19 protein-coding genes are annotated in these 25,904 nt (G+C 73.0%); 9 read left to right on the forward strand and 10 right to left on the reverse strand.

The window, feature by feature from the left end:
- Positions 1 to 49: 49 nt before the first annotated feature.
- A complete protein-coding gene (locus tag ACTG9Q_RS17170) occupies positions 50 to 1,576 on the forward strand; it encodes a mucoidy inhibitor MuiA family protein (RefSeq protein ID WP_455573794.1) in 1,527 nt (508 codons plus the stop codon).
- A gap of 170 nt (positions 1,577 to 1,746) precedes the next feature.
- On the opposite strand, the gene ACTG9Q_RS17175 is transcribed toward ACTG9Q_RS17170, so the two are convergent.
- Both ACTG9Q_RS17175 and ACTG9Q_RS17180 read right to left on the reverse strand, forming a co-directional pair.
- Entirely contained in the window at positions 1,747 to 3,219 is a 1,473-nt protein-coding gene (locus tag ACTG9Q_RS17175; RefSeq protein WP_455573795.1) for an FG-GAP repeat domain-containing protein, read from the reverse strand.
- A gap of 73 nt (positions 3,220 to 3,292) precedes the next feature.
- Positions 3,293 to 4,195, reverse strand: coding sequence for an LLM class flavin-dependent oxidoreductase (locus ACTG9Q_RS17180; RefSeq protein WP_455573796.1), 903 nt, complete (start codon positions 4,193 to 4,195; stop codon positions 3,293 to 3,295).
- 59 nt (positions 4,196 to 4,254) lie between these two features.
- On the opposite strand from ACTG9Q_RS17180, the gene ACTG9Q_RS17185 reads away from it, so the two are divergent.
- The 4 genes from ACTG9Q_RS17185 to ACTG9Q_RS17200 are packed head-to-tail and all read left to right on the forward strand — an operon-like array spanning position 4,255 to position 11,151.
- A complete protein-coding gene (locus ACTG9Q_RS17185) occupies positions 4,255 to 6,258 on the forward strand; it encodes a prolyl oligopeptidase family serine peptidase (protein ID WP_455573797.1) in 2,004 nt (667 codons plus the stop codon).
- Between the two features lie 21 nt (positions 6,259 to 6,279).
- Complete coding sequence (locus ACTG9Q_RS17190; RefSeq protein WP_455573798.1) at positions 6,280 to 9,267, forward strand: SNF2-related protein; 2,988 nt, start codon at positions 6,280 to 6,282, stop codon at positions 9,265 to 9,267.
- A complete protein-coding gene (locus tag ACTG9Q_RS17195) occupies positions 9,260 to 10,072 on the forward strand; it encodes an SWIM zinc finger family protein (protein WP_455573799.1) in 813 nt (270 codons plus the stop codon). Before ACTG9Q_RS17190 ends, ACTG9Q_RS17195 begins: the two co-directional genes overlap by 8 nt.
- The gene (locus ACTG9Q_RS17200) at positions 10,069 to 11,151 is read left to right on the forward strand and encodes a DUF2293 domain-containing protein (protein WP_455573800.1); all 1,083 of its coding nucleotides are present in this window, start codon (positions 10,069 to 10,071) and stop codon (positions 11,149 to 11,151) included. Before ACTG9Q_RS17195 ends, ACTG9Q_RS17200 begins: the two co-directional genes overlap by 4 nt.
- Here ACTG9Q_RS17200 and ACTG9Q_RS17205 read toward each other — a convergent pair.
- From ACTG9Q_RS17205 to ACTG9Q_RS17220, 4 genes are all read right to left on the reverse strand, one after another.
- A complete protein-coding gene (locus ACTG9Q_RS17205; RefSeq protein WP_455573801.1) occupies positions 11,088 to 11,990 on the reverse strand; it encodes a neutral zinc metallopeptidase in 903 nt (300 codons plus the stop codon). The genes ACTG9Q_RS17200 and ACTG9Q_RS17205 overlap by 64 nt on opposite strands.
- 333 nt (positions 11,991 to 12,323) lie before the next feature.
- On the reverse strand, positions 12,324 to 15,113 hold the full coding sequence (locus tag ACTG9Q_RS17210) for a vitamin B12-dependent ribonucleotide reductase (RefSeq protein WP_455573802.1): 2,790 nt from the start codon (positions 15,111 to 15,113) through the stop codon (positions 12,324 to 12,326).
- A gap of 94 nt (positions 15,114 to 15,207) precedes the next feature.
- Complete coding sequence (gene nrdR / locus ACTG9Q_RS17215; RefSeq protein ID WP_455573803.1) at positions 15,208 to 15,684, reverse strand: transcriptional regulator NrdR; 477 nt, start codon at positions 15,682 to 15,684, stop codon at positions 15,208 to 15,210.
- Between the two features lie 426 nt (positions 15,685 to 16,110).
- Positions 16,111 to 16,548, reverse strand: coding sequence for a LysM peptidoglycan-binding domain-containing protein (locus tag ACTG9Q_RS17220; protein WP_455573804.1), 438 nt, complete (start codon positions 16,546 to 16,548; stop codon positions 16,111 to 16,113).
- 197 nt (positions 16,549 to 16,745) lie between these two features.
- Between ACTG9Q_RS17220 and lexA the strand changes: the two genes are divergently transcribed.
- A complete protein-coding gene (gene lexA, locus ACTG9Q_RS17225) occupies positions 16,746 to 17,474 on the forward strand; it encodes a transcriptional repressor LexA (protein ID WP_455573805.1) in 729 nt (242 codons plus the stop codon).
- 68 nt (positions 17,475 to 17,542) lie between these two features.
- On the opposite strand, the gene ACTG9Q_RS17230 is transcribed toward lexA, so the two are convergent.
- The 3 genes from ACTG9Q_RS17230 to ACTG9Q_RS17240 all read right to left on the reverse strand — a co-directional run bounded on the left by ACTG9Q_RS17230 (position 17,543) and on the right by ACTG9Q_RS17240 (position 20,688).
- Positions 17,543 to 18,568: a hypothetical protein gene (locus ACTG9Q_RS17230; protein WP_455573806.1), complete on the reverse strand. Its 1,026-nt coding sequence runs from the start codon at positions 18,566 to 18,568 to the stop codon at positions 17,543 to 17,545.
- A 67-nt stretch (positions 18,569 to 18,635) separates the two neighbouring features.
- Positions 18,636 to 20,015 (reverse strand): GTPase HflX, encoded by a 1,380-nt coding sequence (gene hflX, locus ACTG9Q_RS17235; RefSeq protein ID WP_455573807.1) that lies wholly within the window; start codon positions 20,013 to 20,015, stop codon positions 18,636 to 18,638.
- Positions 20,016 to 20,172: 157 nt separating this feature from the next.
- On the reverse strand, positions 20,173 to 20,688 hold the full coding sequence (locus ACTG9Q_RS17240) for an ArsR/SmtB family transcription factor (RefSeq protein ID WP_455573808.1): 516 nt from the start codon (positions 20,686 to 20,688) through the stop codon (positions 20,173 to 20,175).
- Positions 20,689 to 20,756: 68 nt separating this feature from the next.
- Here ACTG9Q_RS17240 and ACTG9Q_RS17245 point away from each other — a divergent pair, with 68 nt between their 5' ends.
- Positions 20,757 to 21,992 carry an MFS transporter gene (locus tag ACTG9Q_RS17245; protein WP_455573809.1) on the forward strand — a complete coding sequence of 412 codons (1,236 nt, stop codon included), beginning with the start codon at positions 20,757 to 20,759 and terminating at the stop codon, positions 21,990 to 21,992.
- Positions 21,993 to 22,055: 63 nt separating this feature from the next.
- Here the strand turns inward: ACTG9Q_RS17245 and ACTG9Q_RS17250 are convergent, their stop codons facing one another.
- A complete protein-coding gene (locus ACTG9Q_RS17250; protein WP_455574040.1) occupies positions 22,056 to 23,330 on the reverse strand; it encodes a DUF349 domain-containing protein in 1,275 nt (424 codons plus the stop codon).
- Between the two features lie 970 nt (positions 23,331 to 24,300).
- Here ACTG9Q_RS17250 and ACTG9Q_RS17255 point away from each other — a divergent pair.
- Both ACTG9Q_RS17255 and miaA read left to right on the forward strand, forming a co-directional pair.
- On the forward strand, positions 24,301 to 25,002 hold the full coding sequence (locus tag ACTG9Q_RS17255) for a hypothetical protein (RefSeq protein ID WP_455573810.1): 702 nt from the start codon (positions 24,301 to 24,303) through the stop codon (positions 25,000 to 25,002).
- On the forward strand, positions 24,999 to 25,895 hold the full coding sequence (gene miaA / locus ACTG9Q_RS17260) for a tRNA (adenosine(37)-N6)-dimethylallyltransferase MiaA (protein ID WP_455573811.1): 897 nt from the start codon (positions 24,999 to 25,001) through the stop codon (positions 25,893 to 25,895). Before ACTG9Q_RS17255 ends, miaA begins: the two co-directional genes overlap by 4 nt.
- Positions 25,896 to 25,904 lie beyond the last annotated feature (9 nt).

Consider the following 25,904-nt stretch of genomic DNA (forward strand, 5'->3'; position numbering starts at 1 on the left):
GGCCGGATGGTCCACAGAGGACCGCGGCGGAACGGGGTAATCTCGCGGCGTGACCAGCATCGACGCACCGATCACGGCCGTGACCGTCTATCCGGGACAGGCCAGGGTGACCAGGCGCGGACGCGTGCGCCTGACGGCCGGGGACACCCAGGTGCTGGTCACCGGCCTGCCCGCCGCCCTGCACCCGGACTCGGTGCGGGTCGCGGGGACGGGCGCGGCCACGGTGCTGGGCGTGGACGTCATGCCGGAGCGGCACCCGCTCAGCATCGACCCCGTGGCGGTCGAGCTGCGCGAGCGGCAGGAGTCGCTGGACACCGCGATGCTCGAGGTCGAGGACACCGACGCCGTGCTGGCCACCCGGATCGAGCTGCTGAGCGGGGTGTCGCGGCGGGCGGCGGGGACGCTGGCGCAGGCACTGGCCCGCGGCGAGGTGGACGCCGCCCGGATCGCCGCGGCGGGCGAGGGCCTGGCGGGCGAGCTGGCCCGGGTGCTCGGCGAACGCCGCGAGGTGGCGGTGGCCCGCGAGCGGGTGCTGGCCGAGCGCGCCGAGGTGACCCGGCTGCTGAACGACCGCGCCGGGCAGGCCGAGCCGGACCGGGTGGCGGTCGCGGTCGACCTGCGCGGCGAGGGCGAGATTGAGCTGGAGGTGTCCTACGTCGTCGATGGCGCGGGCTGGGAGTCCCGCTACGACGTGCGGCTGGCGGGCGAGCGGCTGACGGTGAGCTGGTACGCCCTGCTCACCCAGCACACCGGCGAGGACTGGCCCGCCTGCGAGCTGGCGCTGTCCACCGCGCGCCCGGCGGCCGGGGTCGCGGTGCCCGAGCTGGACCCGTGGTACCTGGACGTGCTCAGCCCGGTGGTGCCGATGGCGCCGAGCGCGGCGATGCCCCGGCTCGCGGCCACCGCGGGCAGGCCGATGCCGGAGATGGCGGTGGACACCGCTGCGGTCGAGCACGGCACGACGGCCAGCACGTACCGGCCGCGGCGCCCGGTCGCGGTCTCGGCCGACGGCTCCGCGCACCGGGCCACGGTCGCGGTGCTGGAGCTCTCCGCCCAGGTCGACCACGTGACCGCGCCGATCCAGGGCCCGGAGGTGTACCTGCGCGCGACGGTGGCCAACACCACCGAGCACACGCTGCGGCCGGGCCGGGCGGCGCTGTTCCACGACGCGGAGTACGTCGGGGTCACGGACCTGGCGGTGTGGGCTCCGGGCGAGGAACTGGAGCTGGCGCTGGGGGTGGACGACCGGGTGCGGGTGGAGCGCGAGCTGGTGCGCCGCTCGGCGGGCAAGGCGGTGCTGGGCGGTTCCCGCAGGCTGGAGGCCGGGTACAAGATCACCGTCGTCAACCACGGGCCGCGCCGGGCCAGGATCGCGGTGATCGACCAGCTGCCGGTCTCGCGGCACGAGTCGGTGGTGGTGCGCGAGGTGACGCTGCGCCCGGACCCCGCCGAGCGCGACGACCTCGGCCGGGTCACCTGGCGCCTCGACCTGGCTCCGGGTGGCCGCGCCGAACTCGACCTCGGCGTGCGGGTGGACGTCGCCAAGGGCGCCCACCTGGCGGGATGGCGGGACTAGGCCGCGTTTCAGATGTGGGGTGCGGGAGAGTCGTGATCAGTCCGGCCGCCTGCGGTGCGGCGGGATCGCCTAATACCGGTGTCGTATTCGGGCGCATCCGGCCGTGCCGCCAGCGGCCAGACTGGCGCGGCTATGCCGTGCTCCACACCTGAAACACGGCCTTGTCCCCCTCAGCAGTCGAGGCTGCCCAGCGAGGCCCGGCAGGTGATCGAGGCCGAGTCGTTGGCCGCGTTGGCGTCGGTCGGGGTGGAACTCACCCTGCTGACCGTGACGGCGCCGGTGCCGCTGGAGAGGAATCCCGTGGACAGGCGCACCGTGCGGGTCGCCGTCGTGCCGCGCGGGATGGCGCCGAGGTCACAGGTCACCGTCCGCGCGGAGGTATCGATAGCGCAGCCGGAGGCGACCGGCGAGCGCAGGAACGACGGGTAGGTCAGGCGCAGCCGGGCGGCGGTGAAGCCCCCCTCCGCCGTGGCCGACAGGGTGAAGGTGACCGACCCGCTCGCGGCCAGCCCGACCCGCAGGTCCGCGCGCGGCTCGTTGGTGCTGCGCAGCACCGACACGTGGTTGGCCGAGGAGTTCGCGGTCACGATGTCGGGGTTTCCGTCGTCGGTCAGGTCGACGGCCCGCACGCCCTGGGCGCCGGGGCCCACCGCGAGGTCGGCACGACCGGTGAAGGTGCCGTCGCCGACGCCGAGCAGCACCGACACCGACGCGCCCCACGTGTTGGCGACGACCAGGTCGGGCGTGTCGTCGGCGTTGACGTCGGCGACCTCGACCCCGCGCGGTGACTCCCCCACCGGGTAGGCCACGCGGGCGGTGAACGTGCCGTCGCCCCGGCCGCGCAGCACCGAGACGGCGTTCGCGGCGGCGTCGGCGGTCACCAGGTCGGTCCGGCCGTCGCCGTCGAGGTCGGCCGCGGCCACGGCGAACGGCTGCGCGCCCACCCCGGCGGCGCCGAAGCGGGCGAACGTCCCGCCACCGGTCCCGCGCAGCACCGACACCGTGCCGGTGCCGACGTTGACGGCCACGATGTCCGGCGTGGAGTCGGCGTCGACCCTGGCGACGGCCACGCCGAACGCCGCCCCCGCCACCGGGTGGTGCGCGGGCGCGGCGAAGGTGCCGTCGCCGCGGCCCGCCAGCACGGACACGGTGGCCGCGCCGACGTTGGCGGTGACCGCGTCGACGCGGCCGTCGCCGGTCACGTCGCCCACCGCGAGCCCCTGCGGGATGCGCCCGGTGGGCCACTCCCGGCGCGGCGCCAGCGTGCCGTCGCCGTTGCCGCGCAGCACGACGACGGAGTCCGCCGCGTTGTCGGTGACCAGCACGTCGAGGCGGCCGTCGCCGCTCACCTCGGCGACGGCGATGTCGGTGGGGCTCCTGCCCGCGCTGTAGGAGACCGCGGCGGCGAAGCCCGTGCCGGTGTTGAGCAGGACCGACACCGTGCCCGCGCTGGCGTCGGCGGTGACCGCGTCGAGGTCGCGGTCACCGTCGAGGTCGCCGAGCGCCACCCGGAACGGGTTGCTGCCCGTGCGGTGGTCGTCGGCCGGGGCGTACCGGGCGGGCGACGGCGCCGCCGACGCCGAGGGCCCGACGACGGCGGACACCACCACTCCGGACAACAGCAGGAAAACTCCGCGCCGCATCAAGGTCCTCCCACTGAGATTCCCTGGGGGAGTCGATCAACCGCCGGTTTTTGTTTCTAGTCCGATCAGGTACTCATGGCGCGAGCGCGGTCAGCGCGTCCTCCGCGCGGCGCATCGACTCGGCGGGGTCGGCGTCGGGTGAGCCGATGGCCGGGTCGAAGTTGAGGTCGACGAACAGCTCGGTGATGCCCTGCTCGGCGAGCCTGCCCAGGTCGCCGCGGATCTGCTCGAGCGAGCCGGTCAGCGGCCGCCGCTCGGCCTCGGCCGGGCCCACCCGCACCACGCCCCGGCAGACCATCCGCAGCGCGTCGGCGTCGCGGCCCGCCTCGACCGCGGCGGCCTTCACCACGGCGACGGACTCGCCGATCTCGGCCAGGTCGGCGCGGCTGCTGCTCACCCAGCCGTCGGCCAGGCGGCCCGCGCGGCGCAGGGCGGGCGCGGCGGCCCCGCCCAGCAGGATCGGCGGGCCGCCGGCCTGCACCGGCCGCGGGTCCATGCTGGTCGCGGGCACGCGGTAGAACTCGCCGGTGTGCTCGACCACGCGGTCGGTCCAGAACCGGCGCAGCAGCGGCAGGTACTCCTCCGCGCGCCTGCCCCTGGCCCGCCGGTCGGCGCCGACGGCCACGTACTCCTCGTCGGCCCAGCCGATGCCGAGGCCCGCGTCCAGCCGACCGCCGCTGAGCACGTCGAGGGTGCCCAGCTGCTTGGCCAGCAGCGGCGGGGCGAAGAACGGCAGGTTGAGCACCGCGATGCCCAGCCGGACCCGGCTGGTGCGCGCGGCGAGGAACGCCGTGGCCGCCACCGGGTCGAGCACGCTGCGGTACATCGGCCCCCAGTCGCCGCCGGGCGGGGACAGCAGCCGCTGGAAGCTCCACAGCGAGTGATATCCCAGCTCCTCGGCGCGGACCCCGATCCGCACGAGGTTGTCGGGGGTGGCCCAGGAGCCCGAGACGGGCGCGGCGAATCCGATGTGCACGGCGGCAACGCTACCGTCGAGCAGGCCAGGGTGCCTGTCCCCGATGGCACACTGGCGCCATGACGAACACCGACGACCCGTACCTGTGGCTGGAGGGCGTCACCGACGAGGACGCGCTGGGATGGGTCCGCGAGCGCAACGCCGAGACCACGGCGGTGCTCACCGGCGGCGGGCGGTTCACCGAGATCGAGCGGGAGATCCTGGAAGTCCTCGACGCCGACGACCGCGTGCCCTACCCGCGCAGGCGCGGGGACTTCCTCTACAACTTCTGGCAGGACGCGAACAACCCGCGCGGGGTGTGGCGCCGCACGACGCTCGATCAGTTCCGCACCGACTCCCCGGAGTGGGACGTCCTGCTCGACGTGGACGCGCTCGGCGCCCAGGAGGGCGAGAACTGGGTGTGGAAGGGCGCGGCCGTGCTGCGCCCCGACTACCACCTCGCCCTGGTGGAGCTGTCCCGCGGCGGGGCGGACGCCACCGTGGTGCGCGAGTTCGACCTGCGGACGCGGGAGTTCGTCACCGACGGGTTCACCCTGCCCGAGGCCAAGACCAAGGTCGGCTGGATCGACGCCGACCACGTCTACGTCGGCACCGACTTCGGCGAGGGCTCGCTGACCACCTCCGGCTACGCCAGGGTGATGAAGCGCTGGCGCCGCGGCACGCCGGTCACCGAGGCCGTGACGGTGTTCGAGGGCAAGCCCGAGGACGTCACCGTCACCGCCTACCGGGACCACACCCCCGGCTACGAGCGCGACTTCGTCGGCCGCTACCCGGACTTCTTCACCAGCGAGGACTACCTGCTCACGCCGACCGGCGACCTGGTGCGCATCGAGGTCCCCGACGACGCGACGACCTCGGTGCACCGGCAGTGGCTGCTGGTGCACCCGCGCACCGCGTGGACCGTCGGCGAGACCACCTACCCCGCCGGTTCGCTGCTCGCCGCGGACTTCGACGCCTACCTGGCGGGCTCGCGCGAGCTGACCATGGTCTTCGAGCCGGACGCCCACACCTCGCTGCAGAGCTGGTCCTGGACGCTCAACCACCTGATCCTCAGCGAGCTGCGCGACGTCAAGAGCAGGCTGGAGGTCCTCACCCCGGGGACGTGGACCCGCGCGGAGCTGCCCGGCGCGCCCGAGGTCGGCTCCGCGCACGTCATCGACACCGATCCCGACCGCGACGACGAGTACTTCCTCGACTCCAGCGGCTACCTGCAGCCCACGACCCTGGTGCACGGGACGGTCGGCGGCGCGACCGAGGTCGTCAAGTCCGCGCCCGCGCTGTTCGACACCGACGGGCTCAGCGTCGAGCAGCACTTCGCCACCTCGGACGACGGCACGAGGGTGCCCTACTTCGTCGTCTCCGACGGCACCCCGGGCCCGACCCTGCTCTACGGCTACGGCGGGTTCGAGATCGCGCTGACCCCGGCGTACAACGCGGCGATGGGCCGGGCGTGGCTGGCCCGCGGCGGGACGTACGTGGTGGCCAACATCCGCGGCGGCGGCGAGTACGGGCCCGAGTGGCACCGGGCGGCGCTGCGGGAGAACCGGCCGCGCGCGTACGAGGACTTCGCCGCGGTCGCGCGCGACCTGGTGGCCCGCGGGGTGACCCCGCCGGGCAAGCTGGGCGTGCAGGGCGGCAGCAATGGCGGGCTGCTGGCCGGGGTGATGCTGACCCGCTACCCGGAGCTGTTCGGCGCGGTGGTCAGCCAGGTCCCGCTGCTGGACATGCGCCGCTACCACCTGCTGCTGGCGGGCGCGTCGTGGATGGCCGAGTGGGGCGACCCGGACGAGCCCGCGGACTGGGCCTACCTGCAGCAGTACTCGCCCTACCACCTGGTCCAGAGTGGACGAACCTATCCGCCGGTGCTGTTCGCGACCTCCACCCGCGACGACCGGGTGCACCCCGGGCACGCGCGGAAGATGGCCGCCCGGATGCGCGAGCAGGGGCACACCCCGATGTACTACGAGAACATCGAAGGCGGGCACGGCGCGGCGGCCGACAACGCCCAGCGCGCCTTCATGTCCGCGCTCGCCTGGGAGTTCCTGCTGCGTTCACTGTCGTAGGCGCTGGGTACAGTCACCGTCGTGTTGGCGTTGCACTGCCTGGGCACGGCCGACGGGAAGGTCGTGCTCTGGGCCGAGGACTCCGCGCGCCCCGACCGCAGAGCAGGCAAGGCGGCGCGCGCCGTCGTCGAGCACCCGTTCGCCGTGCCCGCCGACGAGCTGGCCCGGCGGCTGGGCGTCGAGGGGAGCGCGCTGACCGTGCGCGCCCTGCTGCCCTCGCACCCCTCCGCGCCGGTGGCCTCCCCGGAGCTGGCCCGCGACCCGCTGACGGAGGCGGCCGCCCCGCGCGGCGCGGTCCGGCTGCGGCCGTGGCTGGTCACCGGGCTGGCCACCACCGCGGCCGTGCCCGAGCCCGAGGACGTCCGCCTCGGCGCCAGCGCCCGCTACCTGGTCCAACTGCGGGAGTTCGCCGAGGACCTGGTCGCCCGGGGGCGGGTGCTGCCCGCGCTGACGGCGTCGGGCCAGGCCCGGTGGCGGCCCGCGCCGACGGGCGCGGACTCCGCGCGGCTGGCCCGGTTGCGCGAGTCCATGCCGCCCGCTCTGCGCGCGCAGCAGGTCGGCGAGGACGCGCTGACCCCGGCGACGGTTCTCGGCTCGGTGCTCAACACCCTGGTCGACGCCATCGCCCGGCAGCGCGCGGGCGACCTCGACCTCGCCCCCGGCGGGCTGGCGAACGACCAGGCGGCCTGCGCCCTGCTCGACGCGCTGACCGGCGACCCGACCGTGGACGCCCCGGCCCCGGCCACCGAGCGCCTCGCCGCCACCCTGGACAAGTGGCGGGCCAGCGCCTCCCACGACGGCCCGGTGCGCGCCTGCTTCCGCCTGCACTCCCCCGACGGCGGCGAGGACTGGTCGGTGGAGTTCCTGCTCCAGGCCGCCGACGACCCGAGCGTGCTGGTCCCAGCTGGCCAGGTGTGGGACGGCGGGGAGAACGTGCTGCGCCGCTGGGTCGCCCAGCCCGCCGAGCTGCTGCTGGCCGAGCTGGGCCGGGCGGGCCGGGTCATCGGCGAGATCGACGACGCCCTGCGCGAGACCCACCCGACCGGGCTGACCCTCGACACCGCGGGCGCGCACCAATTCCTGACCCGCGCCGGGGAACTGGACCAGGCCGGGTTCGGCGTGCTGCTGCCGTCGTGGTGGCAGAGCGCGGCGACCGAGGTCGGGCTCAAGCTGACCACCAGCAGTCCCGGCGCGCCCGGCGTGGTGTCCGGGACCAGCGGCGGCATGGGCAAGGACGAGCTGGTCGACTACCGCTGGGACATGGCCGTCGGCGACACCACGCTGACCGCCGCCGAGCTCGACGCCCTCGCCGCGGCGAAGGTGCCGCTGGTGCGGGTGCGCGGGCAGTGGGTGCTCCTCGACCAGCGCAGGCTCGCCGCGGGCCTGGCCTTCCTGCGGCAGTCCGCCGTGGGCAGCACGAGCGCGGGCAACGTGCTGGCGCTGGCCGCGCTGCCGCCGGACGACCCGCTGCTGCCCGCCCCCGTCGTCGGCATCGGCGGCGACGGCTGGCTGGCCGACCTGCTCAACGGCCGGATGGAGAGCAGGCTGGAGCCGGTGGAGGCGCCGCCCGGGTTCGGCGCGGACCTGCGGCCGTACCAGAAGCGCGGGCTGGCCTGGATGGCGTTCCTGGACCGCCTGGGCCTGGGCGCGTGCCTGGCCGACGACATGGGCCTGGGCAAGACGGTGCAGCTGCTGGCCCTGGAGGCCCTGTCGCGCCAGACCCCGGGCCGCGCGCCGACGCTGCTGGTCTGCCCGATGTCGCTGGTCGGCAACTGGCAGCGGGAGGCGGCCAAGTTCACCCCCGCGCTGCGCGTCCACGTCCACCACGGCAGCGAGCGCCGCACCGGCGCCGAACTGGCCGCGGCACTGGACGACGCCGACCTGGTGATCACCACCTACGGCCTGCTCGCCCGCGACTCCGGCGCGCTGGCCGAGCGCGAGTGGGACCGCGTGGTGCTCGACGAGGCGCAGAACATCAAGAACAGCGCGTCGCGGCAGTCGCGGGCCGTGCGCGCGGTGTCCGCCCGGCACCGGATCGCGCTGACGGGGACCCCGGTGGAGAACCGGCTCGCCGAGCTGTGGTCCATCATGGACTTCGCCAACCCCGGCCTGCTCGGCTCGGTGCACCGCTTCCGCGCCCGCTTCGCCGTGCCCATCGAGCGCTACGGGGACGAGGACGCCGCCACCCGGCTGCGGCGCGTCACCGGCCCGTTCGTGCTGCGCCGGGTCAAGACCGACCCGACGATCATCGACGACCTGCCCGACAAGTTCGAGATGAAGCAGCTGTGCAACCTGACCGCGGAGCAGGCCTCGCTCTACCAGGCCGTCGTCGACGACATGATGGGCAAGGTCGACGACTCCGAAGGTGTGCAGCGCAAGGGTTTGGTGCTCGCCACGATCACCAGGCTCAAGCAGGTGTGCAACCACCCGGCGCAGTACCTCGGCGACGGCTCGCGCATCGCCGGGCGCTCGGGCAAGCTGCTGCGCCTGGAGGAGACGCTGGAGGAAGTGCTCGCCGACGGGGACCGGGCGCTGGTGTTCACCCAGTTCGCCGCGTTCGGCGGGATGCTCGTGCCGCACCTGGCGGCCCGCTTCGACACCGAGGTGATGTTCCTGCACGGCGGCACGCCCAAGGCCCGCCGCGACGCCATGGTCGAGCGGTTCCAGTCCGGCGACGGGCCCTCGATCTTCCTGCTCTCGCTCAAGGCGGGCGGCACCGGGCTGACGCTCACCGCGGCCAACCACGTCATCCACCTGGACCGCTGGTGGAACCCCGCGGTGGAGGACCAGGCCACCGACCGGGCCTTCCGCATCGGCCAGCGGCGCGACGTGCAGGTCCGCAAGCTCATGTGCATCGGCACGCTGGAGGAGAAGATCGACGCCATGATCGAGCGCAAGAAGGCGCTCGCCCGGCTCGCGGTCGGCGCGGGCGAGGACTGGCTGACCCAACTGTCCACTGAGGAGTTGCGCGAGGTCGTCTCGCTGTCCGCGGAGGCCGTCGGTGAGTGAGGACGAGTGGTGGCGCGAGGCGCCCAACCGCACGATCAAGGTGGAGAACGGGCTGCGGGCGCGCAGCACCCGCGGCGAGATCGCGCGCACTTGGTGGTCGCGCCGGTTCATCGAGGTGCTGGAGGAACTCGGGATGGGCGGGCGCCTCGCCCGCGGGCGGCAGTACGCGCGAGCCGGGCAGGTGGTCAGCCTGTCGCTGTCGACCAGCATCGTCGTGGCCACCGTGCAGGGCTCGCGGTCGGCGCCGTACCGGGTGCGGATCGGGGTCAAGGCGTTCACCGCGGACCAGTGGCGGTCGGTGGAGCAGGCGCTGGCCGGGCAGGCGCTGTACATGGCCAAGCTGCTCGCGGGCGAGATGCCCACCGGCATCGAGGAGGTCTTCGAGGGGATCGGGCTGCGGCTGTTCCCGAACTCGCTGACCGAGCTGTCGATGGACTGCTCGTGCCCGGACTGGGAAGTGCCGTGCAAGCACCTCGCGGCGACGTGCTACCTGCTGGCCGAGTCCTTCGACGCCGACCCGTTCGAGATCCTGTCCTGGCGCGGGCGGGCGCGCCAAGAGCTGCTCGACGGGCTGCGCGCGCGGCGTGGACACGCCACGGTCGCCGCCGAGCCGGGGCCGGACCCGCTGCCGGAGGCGCCGGAGGACTTCTGGGCGGCCGGGCCCGTGGTGCCCGCGCCGCCGCCCGCGGCCGGGAATCCCGGCGCGGTGCTCGACCGGCTGGACCCGCTGCCGGTGATCGTGCGCGGGCGTCCGCTGGTGGAGTACCTGCGGCCCGCGTACCGGGCGTTCGCGGAGGACGCGTGACGGCGCTGTCCACCCGGGTGCGGGTCGTGGCCGAGGAACTGGTGCGGCGCAAGGGAACCGTGGCGCCGGTCGACGTGCTGGCCGGGCTGGGCTGGGTCTCGCCGCGGACGGTGGAGTCGTGGCGGCAGGGCCGGGTGGAGCGGCTGTCCTCGGCCGCGTCCGTCCCGCCCGCCAAGCTGGCCGAGGCGGTGGCCCTGCTGGGAGCCTGGGCGCGCTCGCGCGGCCTTGTCGCGTCCGAAGTGGAGTACCGAGCGGCGAGCCTGGACGGGCGGGCGCTGCGCTTCGGCGACGACGACCGGCCGTTCCGCACACATTGGACCGATCCGGCCCTCTCCCCCGCCCGCAAGGCGCGGATCGCGGCGAAGGAGCGGACCCCGCCCGACCCGGTCGCCGTGCGGCCCGACAAGCGCTGGCACTGCTCGCTGTGCCGCGAGACCGGCGACCACCACTTCGTCGAGGACGAGCAGCCGGTGTGCCTGTCCTGCGCGGACATGGACCACCTGGTGTTCCTGCCCTCCGGCGACGCCGCCCTCACCCGGCGCGCCCGGCGCGCGAGCGGGCTGGCCGCCGTGGTGATGACCTGGCACAAGCCCCGCAAGCGCTTCATCCGCTGCGGCACGCTCGTCGAGCGGGCCGCGCTGGACGCCGCCGAGGAGCAGTGCCTGGCCGACGAGGACGCCCGCGAGCGCCGCCGGGCCCGCGACCGGGTCCGGCGCGCCGATCAGGACGTCGCCTTCGCCGAGGCGTTCGCCTCGCGCATCGCGGTGCTGTTCCCCGGACTCGCCCGCGAGCGCGCGGCCGCCATCGCCGAGCACGCCAGTGTGCGCAGCAGCGGCCGGGTCGGGCGGTCGGCGGCCGGGCAGGCGCTCGACGAGCAGGCCGTCACCCTCGCCGTCGTCGCGGCGATCCGGCACGAGGAGACCGACTACGACGCCATGCTCATGGCCGGGGTCCCGCGGGCCGTCGCCCGCGAGCGCATCAGGGGGGACGTCGACCGGGTGCTGGCGCGCTGGCGTCAGGAGATCTCGGACGGGGGCGCGGACCAGGTGTCGCAGTCGGCGGTGGTTTCGCCCTCGTAGCCCGCCTTCGCCCAGCTGTGCTGGTTGTCGGCGCTGCCGTGGCTGTCGCTGTCGTCGACGTAGGCGAAGCCGTCGATGGCCTCCTGGGCCAGCTCAGCGCTGATGTCCCCGCGGTCCTGGGCGGCGGCGAGGAACAGCCCGGCGAAGCAGTTCGCCTGCAGCTCGACCCGCCGGGAGAGCTCCAGCACCTCGGACTCGTCGGCGTCCCGCTCGCGCCGCTCGGCCGTGCCGAGGATGCCGGAGAGCGCCTGGACGTGGTGGCCGTACTCGTGGGCCAGCACGGCCAGGTGGATTCCGGCGTCGTCGCCCGCGTCGGTCACCAGCCGGGTGCGCGGCATCGAGATCACTTCGTCGCGGTCGCAGTAGAAGGCGACGGCGTCCTCCTCGTCGGGAGCGAACCCGCACTTCCCGACCGCGCTGTCCTCGACGGTGAGCTTCGGCGACCGAGCGGGCTTGCCCGCCGCCCTCAACGGCGCGGTCCACGCCTGGTCAAGACACGCGAGGGCGTCGCGGTAGTAGGCGTCGAGCCCGGCGGGGTCGGTGACGAGCCGCGGCAACTCACAGGCGACGTCGTCGAGCGCGGACCCCGGGTCCATCAACCGGTTGCCCGCGTTCTCCTCCAACGCCGCCTTCGCCCGTTGCTCCAGCGGAACGACCTTGCCCCCCTCGGCCACCGCGACCCCCGGCAGCACGGTGGTGAACCCCCCGGAAAAAGCCCGCCCCACCAGCGCGATCGCCAACACCCCAACCAGCACCACCCCGAAAATCGCCACCAACACGAACGGCGAGTTGCGCTGCTCCTCGACCCCAAACCCCGGCCGGTAGCCCGGTTCGCTCATTCCTCCACCCCCACGCTGAGTGGGGATCGTACAGGTCAGCAGCAGCTCTCTGGCCTGCCCGTCAGCCCACTAACCGCGTCCAGATGTCCGACGCGCTAACGGTCTCCTCGATCATGCGCAGCAACCTACCCACCCACTCACACGCGCCGCTGTCACTTGATCAGCTGCCCTCAGTCCAGAAGCGCTGGAGCCTGGCGATCGCCTCGTCCTTGCTCATCGCGGCTACCTCGGACTCGTCGAGGCCAACACTAGAGATCAACAAGTGCACCCAGGTGGCCGTGTCAGAGCCGGGGCTGCAAATCGCCGACCCCGGCTCTGACACGGTAGTTCGACCTAGCTGCAGCCTGAGGTGGAGCCGCAGCCCTCGCAGACGTAGCAGGAGCCCGCGGGGCGCATCTTCGTTCCGCAGGTCATGCACAGGGGGGCGTCGGCGGCCTTGCCGAGGTGGAGTTCCAGCAGTTCGGTCGAGCTGTGGGCCTCCGGGGCGGACTCGATCTGGGCGCGGGGGGTGGCGTCGACCGAGGTGCGCAGGCCCTCCAGGTCCACATCGGACTGGCCGGTGTAGTCGGTCGCGACCTGGGCCGAGCGTTCGGCGGCGGTGAAGATGCCCAGTTGGGCGCGCTTCTCGTACGGCAGGTAGTCCAGGGCCAGCCTGCGGAACAGGTAGTCCAGCACGCTGGTCGCGATGCGGACGTCCGGGTCGTCGGTCATGCCCGCGGGCTCGAAGCGCAGGTTCTGGAACTTGGAGACGTAGAACTCCAGGGGGATGCCGTACTGCAGGCCGACCGAGATCGACATGGAGAAGGCGTCCATCACCCCGGCCAGGGTCGAGCCCTGCTTGCCCAGCTTGACGAAGATCTCGCCGAGGCCGTCGTCGGGGTACGAGCCCGCGTGCAGGTAGCCCTCCGCGCCGCCGACGGTGAACGACACCGTCTGCGACGGGCGCTTCTTCGGCAGGCGCTTGCGCACCGGCCGGTACTCCACGACCTTCTCCGGCTCCGCCGCGCCGCCCTTGTTGGCGCCCTTGCCCGCGGACAGGGGCTGGCCGACCTTGCAGTTGTCGCGGTAGATCGCCAGCGCCTTGAGACCCATCTTCCAGCCCTGGAAGTAGATCTCCTCGACCTCCTCGACGGTCGCCGCCTCCGGCATGTTCACCGTCTTGGAGATCGCCCCGGAGATGAACGGCTGCACCGCGGCCATCATCCGCACGTGGCCCATGGGCGCGATCGAGCGCTCGCCCATCGCGCAGTCGAACACCTCGTAGTGCTCGGTCCGCAGACCGGGCGCGTCGACGACGTGGCCGTGCTCGGCGATGTACTCCACGATCGCCTCGACCTGCTCGGGCTGGTAGCCCAGCGAGGACAGCGCGCGCGGCACCGTCTGGTTGACGATCTGCATGGAGCCGCCGCCGACCAGCTTCTTGAACTTGACCAGCGCGAGGTCGGGCTCGATGCCAGTGGTGTCGCAGTCCATCATCAGGCCGATGGTGCCGGTCGGGGCGAGCACGCTGGCCTGGGCGTTGCGCCAGCCCGCGCGCGCGCCGACCTCCAGCGCGGCCTGCCATTCCCGGGTCGCCACGCGGTGCACCGCGGAGTCGGTCTTGTGATAGGTGCGCACCAGGTCGTTCGCCGCGGCGTGCTTGCGCATGACGCGCTGGTGGGCGTCGGCGTTGCGGGCGTAGCCCTCGTACGGGCCGACGACGCCCGCCAGCTCGGCGGAGCGCCGGTAGGCGGTGCCGGTCATCAGCGAGGTGATGGCCGCGGCGAGGGCGCGGCCGCCGTCGGAGTCGTAGGCGTGGCCGGTGGCCATCAGCAGCGCGCCGATGTTGGCGTAGCCGATGCCCAGCTGGCGGAACCGGCGGGTGGTCTCGGCGATCGGCTCGGTCGGGAAGTCGGCGAAGCAGATGGAGATGTCCATCGCGGTGATGACCAGCTCGACGGCCTTGACGAAGGTCTCGGCGTCGAACTGCCCGCCGTCGCCGAGGAACTTCATCAGGTTCAGCGACGCCAGGTTGCAGCTGGAGTTGTCCAGGTGCATGTACTCGCTGCACGGGTTGGACGCGGTGATGCGGCCGGACTCCGGGCAGGTGTGCCAGTCGTTGATGACGTCGTCGTACTGGATGCCCGGGTCGGCGCAGCCCCACGCGGCCTTGGCCAACTTGCCGAACAGGCCCTTGGCGTCGACCCGCTCGATGGTCTCGCCGGTGGTCCGCGACCGCAGCCCGAACTTGCCGCCCTGCTCCACCGCGCGCATGAACTCATCCGACACGCGGATGGAGTTGTTGGCGTTCTGGTACTGCACCGAGGTGATGTCGGACCCGCCGAGGTCCATGTCGAAGCCCGCGTCGCGCAGGACGCGGATCTTCGCCTCCTCGCGGGCCTTGGTCTCGATGAACTCCTCGACATCGGGGTGGTCCACGTCGAGCACGACCATCTTCGCCGCGCGCCGGGTGGCGCCGCCGGACTTGATGGTGCCCGCGGAGGCGTCCGCGCCGCGCATGAACGACACGGGGCCGGAGGCGGTGCCGCCGGAGGAGAGCAGCTCCTTGGACGAGCGGATGCGGGAGAGGTTCAGCCCCGCCCCGGAGCCGCCCTTGAAGATCAGCCCCTCCTCCTTGTACCAGTTGAGGATCGAGTCCATCGTGTCGTCGACGGCGAGGATGAAGCACGCGCTGACCTGCTGGGGGGAGCTGGTGCCGACGTTGAACCACACCGGGGAGTTGAAGCTGAACACCTGGTGCAGCAGCATCCAGGTCAGCTCGTGCTCGAAGACCTCGGCGTCGGCGGGGTCGGCGAAGTACCCGTGCTTGGCGCCCGCGGCGGTGTAGGACTTCACGACGCGGTCGATGAGCTGGCGCAGGGAGTGCTCGCGGACCGGGGTGCCGACGGCGCCGCGGAAGTACTTGCTGGTGACGATGTTCGCGGCGTTGATGGACCAGAAGTCGGGGAACTCGACGCCGCGCTGCTCGAAGTTGACCGAGCCGTCGCGCCAGTTGGTCATGACGACGTCGCGGTGCTCCCACGTCACCTCGTCATATGGGTGCACACCTTCCGTGGTGTACACGCGCTGCATACGCAGCCCCCGGCGTGCTGTGTCCGCAGGCGTCCCCACGGTCTCGGTCATGACGTCTCCCTCGTGAGCTGGTGCGGCCACGTCCGGGCTCCCCGTCCGATGCGGCCTGGTCTGCTTGTGTGCCCCGTGCTGGGGCCGTCGACGCTTACTCGTCATCACGACGTGCCGCCTCGCGGGCCACCGCGGCCCGGAGGTCGGCTATCTCCTTCTCGAAGTCAGCAACCGAGGAGAACGACCTGTAGACCGAGGCGAACCGCAGGTAGGCCACCTCGTCGAGGTCCCGCAGCGGGCCCAGGATGGCCAGGCCGACCTCGTTGCTGGGCACCTCGGCCGGTCCGGTCGCCCGGATCGTCTCCTCCACCCGCTGGGCCAACTGCTGCAGCTGGTCCTCGTCCACCGGTCTGCCCTGGCATGCCCGCCGCACCCCGCGCACGACCTTCTCGCGGCTGAACGGCTCGGTCACCCCGGAGCGCTTGACCACGGCGAGGACGGCTTCCTCGACGGTGGTGAACCGGCGGGCGCACAGCGCGCACGACCGCCGCCTGCGGATGACCTGGCCCTCGTCGACCTCACGCGAGTCGACGACTCGGGAGTCTGGGTGTCGACAGAACGGGCACCGCATCGCTGACTCCTCTGTGGGCGGCCCGACCACGCATGGTGATCAATCTGTGGACAGAACCGGGTGCCGAGGTGGATAACCCACCCCAACCTGTGGACAAACTACAAGCGTGTAACCCCTAGATGTTGGGGTGAAACCTATGCCCAGACCGCAGATGTTGGCAACTCGACTGGCCCAGCGGCTGAGTCGCCCGCGCCCATGGCGCTGTACCAGGGGAAACGCGGACGCGCAGATTCAAGCAACCAGGTGAACACGCACTGTCACACCATTGGGTGTGGCAGACCTGAAGAACGTGCTATAAGCACAACGCGTCAGACCGCGCAAAACATGCCATGACCGGCAAGATCAGTGAGGGCGTCTCAACGGCGCGCCGCGCCGGAGTCCGCCCTGGCTGTCCGACTTCCCCAAGAGCTGTGATTGTCGTAACACTCAGCCGCGCGCGACCGGCACGGTCAGCGGCTGACCTGGGACCAGGTCGGCGCCCACCAGCCCGTTCAGCTCCATGATCCGGTCGACGACGGCGCTCACATCGCTGCCCGGGGCAGAGCGCGCGGCCAGTTCGGACAACGACTCCCCCGGCGCCACCCGCACCACCGCCGTCTCGCCCGGCACGGTCGACTCCGCCATCGACCCGACGTAGCTGCCGAGGCCGAACACCGTCGCCGCCACCGAGGCGGCCACGCCGACCAGCGCCGCCAGCGGGATCGGCGAGCGGCGCGGCGCGCAGTCGGGCGCGACGACCGCGTGCGCGGCCCCCACCGGCCGCCGCCGGTTGGGCGGGCGCAGCCTGCCCTCCCCGCCCCGCCGCAGCGCGCGCCCGGGCACCACGTGCCGTGTCGAAGACCTGGTGGTCAGGGCCGTCGCCATGGCAACCTCCTCGAACTCGCGTTCGATCGAACGTCCGTGCGAATGTCTACCATCCGAGGCGGGGAAAATCGAGAGTTCCTCGGCGTGTCGCTCGAACAGGTGTTTGATCTCCGCAGGTCATCGGACTACCGTCGACACTGGACATGATCGACGCGGAAGACCCGGGCCCGCCCGGTTCGCATCTGGAGGACAGCGCAGTGGCAGGCACGAACGGTCGCACCCCCGCAGACACCCCGAAGCGCAAGCCCGCGGTGCGCGGCACCGTGCGCAAGTTCCCCGAGCCCGCCCACGAGGCCGTTGAGCTTCCACTCAGGCAGCGCCAGGTGCTGGAGGTGATCCGGTCCTGGGTGCAGCGCTTCGGCTACCCCCCCAGCGTGCGCGAGATCGGCGAGGCCGTGGGCCTGACCTCGACCTCGTCGGTGGCCTACCAGCTGCGCGCGCTGGAGGAGAAGGGCTACCTGCGCCGCGACCCGAACCGCCCGCGCGCGATCGGCGTGCTGCCCGCCGACGCCTCCCCCGCCCAGCTCACCCCGGAGCCGGAGCAGGGCCCGAGCCCGACGTACGTGCCGATGCTCGGCCGCATCGCCGCCGGTGGCCCGATCCTGGCCGAGCAGGCGGTCGAGGAAGTGTTCCCGCTGCCCAAGGAGCTCGTCGGCGAGGGCGCGCTGTTCATGCTGAAGGTCGCGGGCGACTCGATGATCAACGCCGCGATCGCCAACGACGACTGGGTGGTCGTGCGCCAGCAGCCGACGGCGGAGAACGGCGACATCGTGGCCGCGATGATCGACAACGAGGCCACCGTGAAGACCTTCAAGCGCCGCGACGGCCACGCCTGGCTGCTGCCGCAGAACGACGCCTACGAGCCCATCCCGGGTGACGAGGCGACCATCCTGGGCAAGGTCGTGGCGGTGCTGCGGCGGCTCTAGGCCGTGTTTCCGTTGTGGCGGCTGCCCTCCTGATCCCGACTCTCATCGGCCGGGTTGGAGGACAGGTCCTAGCGCTTGCGGGTGGCCCTGCGGTGCATGACGAACAGCAGGGCCCCCACCGCGACGGCGGTGAAGCCGATGGCGGGAATGGTGGCCAGGCCGTCGTCCTTGCTGACGGGCGCGTCCTTGCCCGCGGCGAGGTCGCCCTCGGCGGGCGGGTCGGTCGTGGTGGCCGTCGGCTCCGCCGCGACTGGAGCCACGCCTCTGACCAGCCGGACCGGGGTGCCGCGGCCTTCCGACACCGAGACCAGGGTGCCGTCCGGCTCGATGGCGATGGACTCGCCCTGGGGCTCGTTGGGCAGCGGCACGCGCACGGGCTCGCGGCCGAGAGCGGCCACGATGTCGCCGTCGGGGGCCGGGTAGAGGTATGCCTCGGTGTAGGTGCGCAGCGCGACGACCGTCCCGTCCGGACTGACCGCTCCCCCGGTCACCACGACCGAGCCGACCGACGGCGGCACCGGGCCGCCCTGGGTGTCGGTGGGTCGCAGCGTGACCGAGCCGACGTGCTCCAGCCTGGTCGGTCCGGGGCTGGCCAGTTTCCCGGCGGGGCGGTAGATCCCGGCGGTGCCGAAAGGACTCTTGGTCACCAGGTGCGGGACGCCGGAGCGGTCGAGCAGCAGCGCCTCCGTGTCATGTGGACCGTCCGGATAGGTCAGCCGGTGCACGGCTGACTTGCCCGCCGGGGTCAGCGAGATGAGGGCGGCGGTTTTGCGGTCCTTGTCGTTGTCCCCGGTGTCGGACAACCACAGCGTGCCGTCGGCGGCGCGGGCGAGGTCTTCGACGTCGTAGGGGTCGGTGGGACCGCTGATCACGTCCTGGACCGCGCAGTCACGGGACAGGACGTAGACCGTCGCGGCCCGACCGCCGTCGTTGACCAGGTACCAGCGCTCGCCGTCAGAGGCCACACCGGACACCTCGGTCAAGCGCTTGTCGTTGAGCCTGCACTGGTCCTTCGGCGCGTTCCCCTGGGCGAGCGCGCCGGGCGCGCCCAACACGGCCACCAGCGCCAGGGTCACCCAAGCCCGCACCGCCACCTCCCCGTGTCCACTCCACGGTAGCCGAGGCCGCTCACCCGGGACGGAGTCCCGTCCCGGGTGAGCCTCAGACGGTGGAGCGGTCCACGACGTAGGCGGCGAGCACGCCCGCGAGGTCGGGGTTGACCCGGGCGTGCACGTGCGTGCCGACCTCGACGTGCTCCTCGGACAGCACCTCGCCCTCGCGGTGGATGCGGGCCACCAGCTCGCCGCGCTCGTAGGGCACGAGCACGTCCAGCTCGCGGTTCGGCCTCGGCAGGACGTCGCCGATGCGCTCGCGCAGCTCCTCGATGCCCACCCCGGTGTGCGCGGAGACGAACACCGCGCCCGGGATCAGGTGCCGCAGCCTGGCCAGCGCCAGATCGCCCGCCGCGTCGATCTTGTTGACCACGACCAGCTCCGGCGGCATCGGCGTGTCGCGGTGCTCGCCGATGTCGTTGAGCACCTCGCGCACGGCGTTGATCTGCCACTCCGGCATCGGGTCGGAGCCGTCGACCACGTGCACGACCAGGTCGGCGTCGGCCACCTCGTCGAGCGTGGTGCGGAACGCCTCCACCAGCTGGTGCGGCAGGTGACGCACGAAACCGACGGTGTCGGTCAGCGTGTACAGGCGCCCGTCGGTGGTCTCGGCGCGGCGGGTGGTCGCGTCGAGGGTGGCGAACAGCGCGTCGTCGACGAGCACGCCCGCGTCGGTCAGCACGTTGAGCAGGCTCGACTTGCCCGCGTTGGTGTAGCCGGCGATGGCCACGCTGGGCACGGCGTTGGCGACGCGCCTGCCGCGCTTGGTGGCCCGGACGGTGCCCATGGCCTTGATCTCGCGGCGGAGCTTGGCGATGCGGGCGTGGATGCGCCTGCGGTCGGTCTCCAGCTTGGTCTCACCCGGCCCGCGCAGGCCCACGCCGCCGCCCTGGCCGCCCGCGCGACCACCGGTCTGCCGGGACAGCGTCTGGCCCCAGCCGCGCAGCCTGGGCAGCAGGTACTGCAACTGGGCGAGCTCGACCTGGGTCTTGCCCTCCTTCGACCGGGCGTGCTGGGCGAAGATGTCCAGGATGAGCGCGGTGCGGTCGATGACCTTGACCTTGAGCCGCGACTCCAGCTGCTGCAACTGGCTCGGCGATAGCTCGCCGTCGCAGATCACGGTGTCGGCGCCGGTCGCCACGACGATGTCGGCCAGCTCCTTGACCTTGCCCGAGCCGATGTAGGTGGCCGAGTCCGGCCGGTCGCGGCGCTGCACGAGCCCTTCGAGCACCTCGGAGCCCGCGGTCTCGGCGAGGCGGGCCAGCTCGGCCAGCGACGCCTCCGACTCGTGGGCGGCGCCCTCGGTCCACACCCCGACGAGCACGACCCGCTCCAGGCGGAGCTGCCGGTACTCGACCTCGGTGATGTCCTCGAGCTCGGTGGACAGTCCGGCGATACGCCGCAGGGAGGACCGCTCCTCTAGTTCCATTTCACCGAGGGAGAGGTCAGCCGGACCGTTCGGGATGCCGCTGTCGTCTGGCTGAATCAATTCCTCTGTCACCTGGTGAACACGTCCTTCGCGGTCGGGGCCGGGGCGTTCCGGCCGTCTTTCCATGGTTGCACGACTTTGCCGGTTGTACGACCGGTTATTGCCCCGGATAGAACGAGACATAGATGGCGGTACGCGGTTCAGCGGGGTCCACCGGGCGTTTCTGGAACTCGTCGAGCACCTCGCCGATGCGTCGTACCAGCTCGTCGCGGCCCTCGCTGTCGACCTGGACGACCAGGCGGGTTTGCAGCAGCTCGGCGAAGTCGATCTCACCGACTTCGCCCAGGTACGCCTGCAGCATGGCCTCGGCAACGTCCCGGTTGCCGCGGGCGGGGTCGTCGAGCTGCCAGCTGCGGCCGGTCGAGCGGTAGGGGATCTCCCGGGCTCCGCGGTTGCCGCGTCGCTCGGGCAGCGCTTCCAGGAAACCCGCGTCGACCAGTTTCCGCACGTGGTGCAGGGTGGTGGCCGGATCGCGGTCCAGTTGGGCGGCGATCTCCTTGTTGGTCAGCGGCCGCTGGTGGGTCAGGCGGATGATCCGCAGTCGGACCGCCGAGCCGAGCACCGCCACCTCGACCGGCGACGCGGGCCTGCGGGCCGGGTTCTGTTCGCTCACGGCCCAACTCTACGGCGCGCCGCAAAAGCGATTGACACTTCCCAATCACTTCCGCCATCCTCTCCCGCATGGCCACGACCCTGCGTCACCACGTCGACTTCCGGCGCCTCTGGGTGGGCGACTCGATCGCCCAGGTCGGGTTCGCGCTCGGTCATGTCGTGCTGCCCCTGCTCGCGGTGGGGCTGCTGAACGTGTCGGCGTGGCAGATGGGGGTGCTGACCGCGGCGGAGACGGCGGCGTTCCTGCTGATCGGCCTGCCCGCGGGCGCCTGGGTGGACCGGATGCGGCGGCGTCCCCTGATGATCCGCATGGACCTGGCCAGGGCGGCCCTGCTGGCCACGGTGCCCGCCGCGTGGTGGCTGGAGGCGCTCACGTTCACCCATCTGGTGGTGGTCGCGCTCCTCGTGGGCACCTGCACGGTGTTCTTCGACGTGGGCTACCAGTCGTACCTGCCGTCGCTGGTCGGGCGGGTGCACCTGGTCGAGGGCAACGCCAAGCTCCAGGCCAGCCACTCCGTCGCCCAGACGGCGGGCCCGGCGCTCGGCGGCGGCTTAGCCCAGGCCGTGGGCGCGGCGTCGGCCCTGGTGGTCACCAGTGCCGGCTACCTCGCCTCGGCCTTGTTCCTGAGCCGGATCACCGCCGTCGAGCCGGAGCCCGTCCGGCCCGCGGTCCGGGACCTGCGCGCGGAGGTGATGGAGGGCCTGCGGTTCGTCCTGGGCAACCGGTACCTGCGCTCGATCGTCGCGTGCATGTCGACGTGGCTGCTGTTCGCGGGTGTCAACAACGCGGTGTTCGTGTTGTTCCTGGTCAAGGAGGTGGGGCTGACCGAGGGCGGTGTCGGCCTGGTCGTCGGCGCGGCCGGGGCGGGCGGGATCGTCGGGGCGCTCGTGGCCTCCAGGGTCAACCGGGCGATCGGGCAGGTCCGGGCCATCTGGGTGTCACAGGTGGTCGGCGCGCCGTTCGGCCTGCTGATCCCGCTGGCGGCCCCGGGCTGGCCGCTGGTCGTCGCGGTGGCGGGTTACGTGATGGTCCTGCTGTGCGTGGTGGTCTTCAACGTCGCGCAGGTCAGCTTCCGCCAGACCATCTGCCCCGACCACCTGCTGGGCCGGATGAACGCCAGCGTCCGGTTCATCGTCTGGGGCGCCCTGCCGCTGGGCGGGCTCTTGGGCGGGGGGCTGGGTGAGTGGCTGGGCATCCGCACGACCGTCTGGATCGCCGTCAGCGGGTGGGCCCTGGCGTCGCTGTGGCTCGTGCTGTCCCCCTTGCGCAAGCTCCGCGACGTGCCGGAGCACGAGGAGGTGTGAGTCCGGCGGGGACGGCACAGGCCCCCGATCCGGTGCGGACCAGGGGCCTGTGCGATCGGCTGGCTAGCGGCTGGCGACGGCCTGCTCGGCGGCGGCGAGCCATTCGCGCCACTGGGCCGCCTGGGCCTCGGCCTGCTCGGCGCGGCGCTTGTCGCCCGTGGCGCGGGCCTTGGCGGCCTGGGCCTCGAACTGCTCGACGCGCTCGCGGAACTGGGCGGCGCGGGCCTCGGCCTCGGGGTCGGAGCGGCGCCACTGGGCGTCGGCGGCGGTGCGCACCTTCTCCTCGACGGCGCGGAGCCTGCCCTCGAGGTCGCGGATGCGCTCGCGCGGGACCTTGCCGACCTGCTCCCAGCGCTCCTGGATGCGGTGCAGCTGGTTGCGCGCACCCTCCAGGTCGCCCTTGACGTTGATCTTCTCCGCCTCGGCGAGGAGTTCTTCCTTGCGCTTGGCGTTGTCGGCGAACTCGGCGTCGCGCTCGTCGAAGACCGCCGAGCGGCGGGAGAAGAACTTGTCCTGCGCGGCGCGGAAACGCTGCCAGAGGGCGTCGTCAGCGTCCTTGGGGGCGCGGCCCGCGGCCTTCCACTCCACCATCAGGTCCTTGAACCGGCCCGCGGTGGGGCCCCAGTCGTCGGACTCGGAGAGCGTCTCGGCCTCGTCGACCAGCTCCTGCTTGCGGGTCTTCGCCGTGGTCCGCTGGCGGTCCAGGTCGGCGAAGTGCGACCCGCGGCGGCGGCTGAAGGTGTCACGGGCCTTGGCGAAGCGGCGCCACAGCTGCTCGTCGGTCTTGCGGTCGACGCCCTTGATCGTCTTCCACTCGTCGAGGATGGCGCGCAGGCGGTCACCCGCGGCCTTCCACTGGGTGGACTCCTCGGCGATCTGCTCGGCCTCGCCGACCAGCTCCTGCTTGCGGGCCACGGCCTCGCCGCGGGCCGCGTCACGGGCGACCTTGGCCTGCTCGACGGCCACCCCGGCGCGCTCGATCACGTAGTCGACCCGGGCGGCCAGGCCGACCAGGTCACCCACCACGTGCGCCTCGGCGAGGCTGTCCTTGAGGTGGCGGGCCGAGGCGGCGGACTGCTTCGGGTCACCGGAGCCCGACGCCAGCCGCGCGGCCAGCAACTCCACCTCGGTGCGGATGTCGTCGAACCGGCGGGCGAAGTGCGCCAAGCCCTCGACCGGCTCACCGGCCTGCCAGGAACCGACCGAGCGCTCGCCGTCGGCGGTGCGCACGTACACGGTGCCCTCGGCGTCGACCCGGCCCCACTTGTCGGGGTCGTCCGAGGCGAGCGCCGGGGCCTGCACCTCATCGCCCCCGGTCAGCGCGGGCGGGTGCACGATCGCCGCCACCACGTCCGGAGCGGGCGCGTGCTGCGTGGGCCCAGAGGTCGAGGTCAGCACGGCCGGGGTCGGCGGCGGCGCCGGGGCGGCGGACACGGCCGAACTCGACACCGCCACCGCGTTCGCCGACGCGCCCGGAGCGGGAACGGCGAACGACGTGACCGGGGCCGACTCAGCCGGAGCACTCGCGGCCGGAGCCGCGCTCTCAGCGGGAGCGTTCTGGGCGGGCTCGGACGGGGTCGCGGCGCTGTCGGCAGACGCCTCAGCCGGGTCCGCGTTCTCAGCGGGGGCATCCGAGGCGGACTCGGCCGGAGCGGCGACGCTGTCGGCGGACGCCTCAGCCGCACTCTCGGCGGGCTCACTCTGGGCGGGCTCGCTCGGGGCCGCACCGTTGTCGGTGGACACCGGGTCCGCGTTCTCAGCCGGAGCGTCCGAGGCGGGCTCGGACGGGGCGGCGCTGTCGGCAGGGGCGTCCGGGGCGGGCTCGGACGGGGTCACGGCGCTGTCGGCGGGGGCCTCGGAGGGGTCCGCGAGGGCGACGGCCGAGGTGGGGGTGGCCGCCTCGGGGGCGGAGTTCGGGGTGGGGTCCGGTGTCACCGGGGCGGGAGTGGCCTGGGCCTGGTCCGGTGTTGCCGAGTCCGTGGCCGGTGCGGACACCTCGGGGGTGTCCGTCGCGCTCTGGTGACCGCGCTCCGTCACGGCCTTGGCGTAGTCCTGCTCGTCGGTCATGTTGGCCGGCTCCTCCCGCCTGCGTTGCCCGCTGCTTCCACGGGCGCCCCGCTCGCGCGGGGCCCAGCACTGTGCGTACGACCATCTCTCGGCCGTCGGGCACCTTTCTACCTGCGCGTATTCAAACAGGTCAGGTGCCACCTGGGTATCCCGAGGGCCGCACTGCACAACATCGTGCCGCAAACTCCGCGCCATGTGGGGCGCGAACGCCGAGAATGTGCGGCGGACGTACGCTCGGGCCGTGATCTCGCGCGTCGCGGTGCTCCCCCAGCCGCCGCTGCTGGTGCCCGAACTGATCGGTGGCGACGATCCCGACGCCGCCGCGGTCCGGGCCGCCTGCCTGGCCGTGGCGGGCAGCCTGGCGGCCGCCGCGTCCCGCTGGGTCGCCGTCGGTGTGGGCGAGCCGGGGTCCGGGACGGCGGGGACGTTCCTCGGCTACGGCGTCGACGTCCGGGTCACCCTCCGCGACCAGGATTCCCCCGCCAGCCCGAACCCGTCGTGGCCCCTGCCGAGCCTGGTGGCGGGCTGGCTGCGCGGGCAGGTCGGGGCCGAGTCCGTGGATGTGCGCCTGGTGCCCGCCGACCTGGACCCGCACGCCTGCGCGGCCCTCGGACACGCCATCGCCGCCGAACCCGACCCCGTCGGCCTGCTGATCCTCGGCGACGGCTCGCACCGCCACGGCGCGCGGGCGGTCGGCCGCCCGGACGAGCGGGCCGCGGCCTTCGACAGCGGGGTCGCCGCCGCCCTCGCCGGCGTGGACACCGGCGCCCTGCTCGGCCTGGAGCCCGCGCCCGCCGACGAGCTGGGCGCCGTGGGCCGGGCGCCGTGGCAGGTCCTGGCGGGCGCGGTCGACGCCGACGGACGCCGCTGGCACGCCACCCACGCGGCCACCTTCGTCCCCTTCGGCGTCGCCTACCACCTGGCCCTGTGGGAACCGGTGTGACCGTCGCCGTCGTGGGGCCGACCGCGACCGGCAAGTCCGACCTCGGCGTCGCCCTCGCCGAACGCCTGGGCGGCGAGGTGGTCAACGCCGACGCCATGCAGCTCTACCGGGGCATGGACATCGGCACCGCCAAGATCACTCCCGCCGAGCGCCGGGGCATCCCGCACCACCAGCTCGACGTGCTCGACGTGCGGGAGACCGCCTCGGTCGCCGCCTACCAGCGCCATGCCCGCGCCGCCGTGGAGGACATCCGCGGCCGCGGCAGGACGCCCATCCTGGTCGGCGGTTCGGGCCTCTACGTCCAGGCCGTGCTCGACGACCTGGAGTTCCCCGGCACCGACCCGCGGCTGCGCGGCGAGCTCGAAACCGAGCTGGCCCACGTCGGCGCCCCCACCCTGCACGAGCGCCTGAGCAGGCTCGACCCGGTCGCCGCCGCCGCGATCCTGCCCAGCAACGGCCGCAGGCTCGTGCGGGCCCTGGAGGTCATCGAGCTGACCGGCCGCCCCTTCTCCGCGACCATGCCCCGCCCCGGGCCGCCGCGCTACGGCGCCGTCCTGCTCGGTCTCGACCGCGACGCCGCGACTTTGGACGCCCGGGTGGACGCCCGGGTCGAGCACATGTTCGCGGGTGGTCTGGTCGAGGAGGTCCGCGCCCTGGAGGCCCGCGGCCTGCGGGAGGGCCGCACCGCCGCCCGCGCCCTGGGCTACCAGCAGGTCCTCACCGCAATAGATGGGGACAGCGACCTGGCCGCCGCGGCCGCCGAGACCGCGCGCGCCACCCGCCGCTTCGTGCGCCGCCAGCGCTCCTGGTTCCGCCGCGACGCCCGCGTCACCTGGCTCGACGCCGCCCGCCCCGACTTGGTCGACGCCGCCCTGGAACTCGCCACTAAGTAGGCTGCGGGC

The sequence above is a fragment of the Actinokineospora lacus genome, from assembly GCF_053813445.1.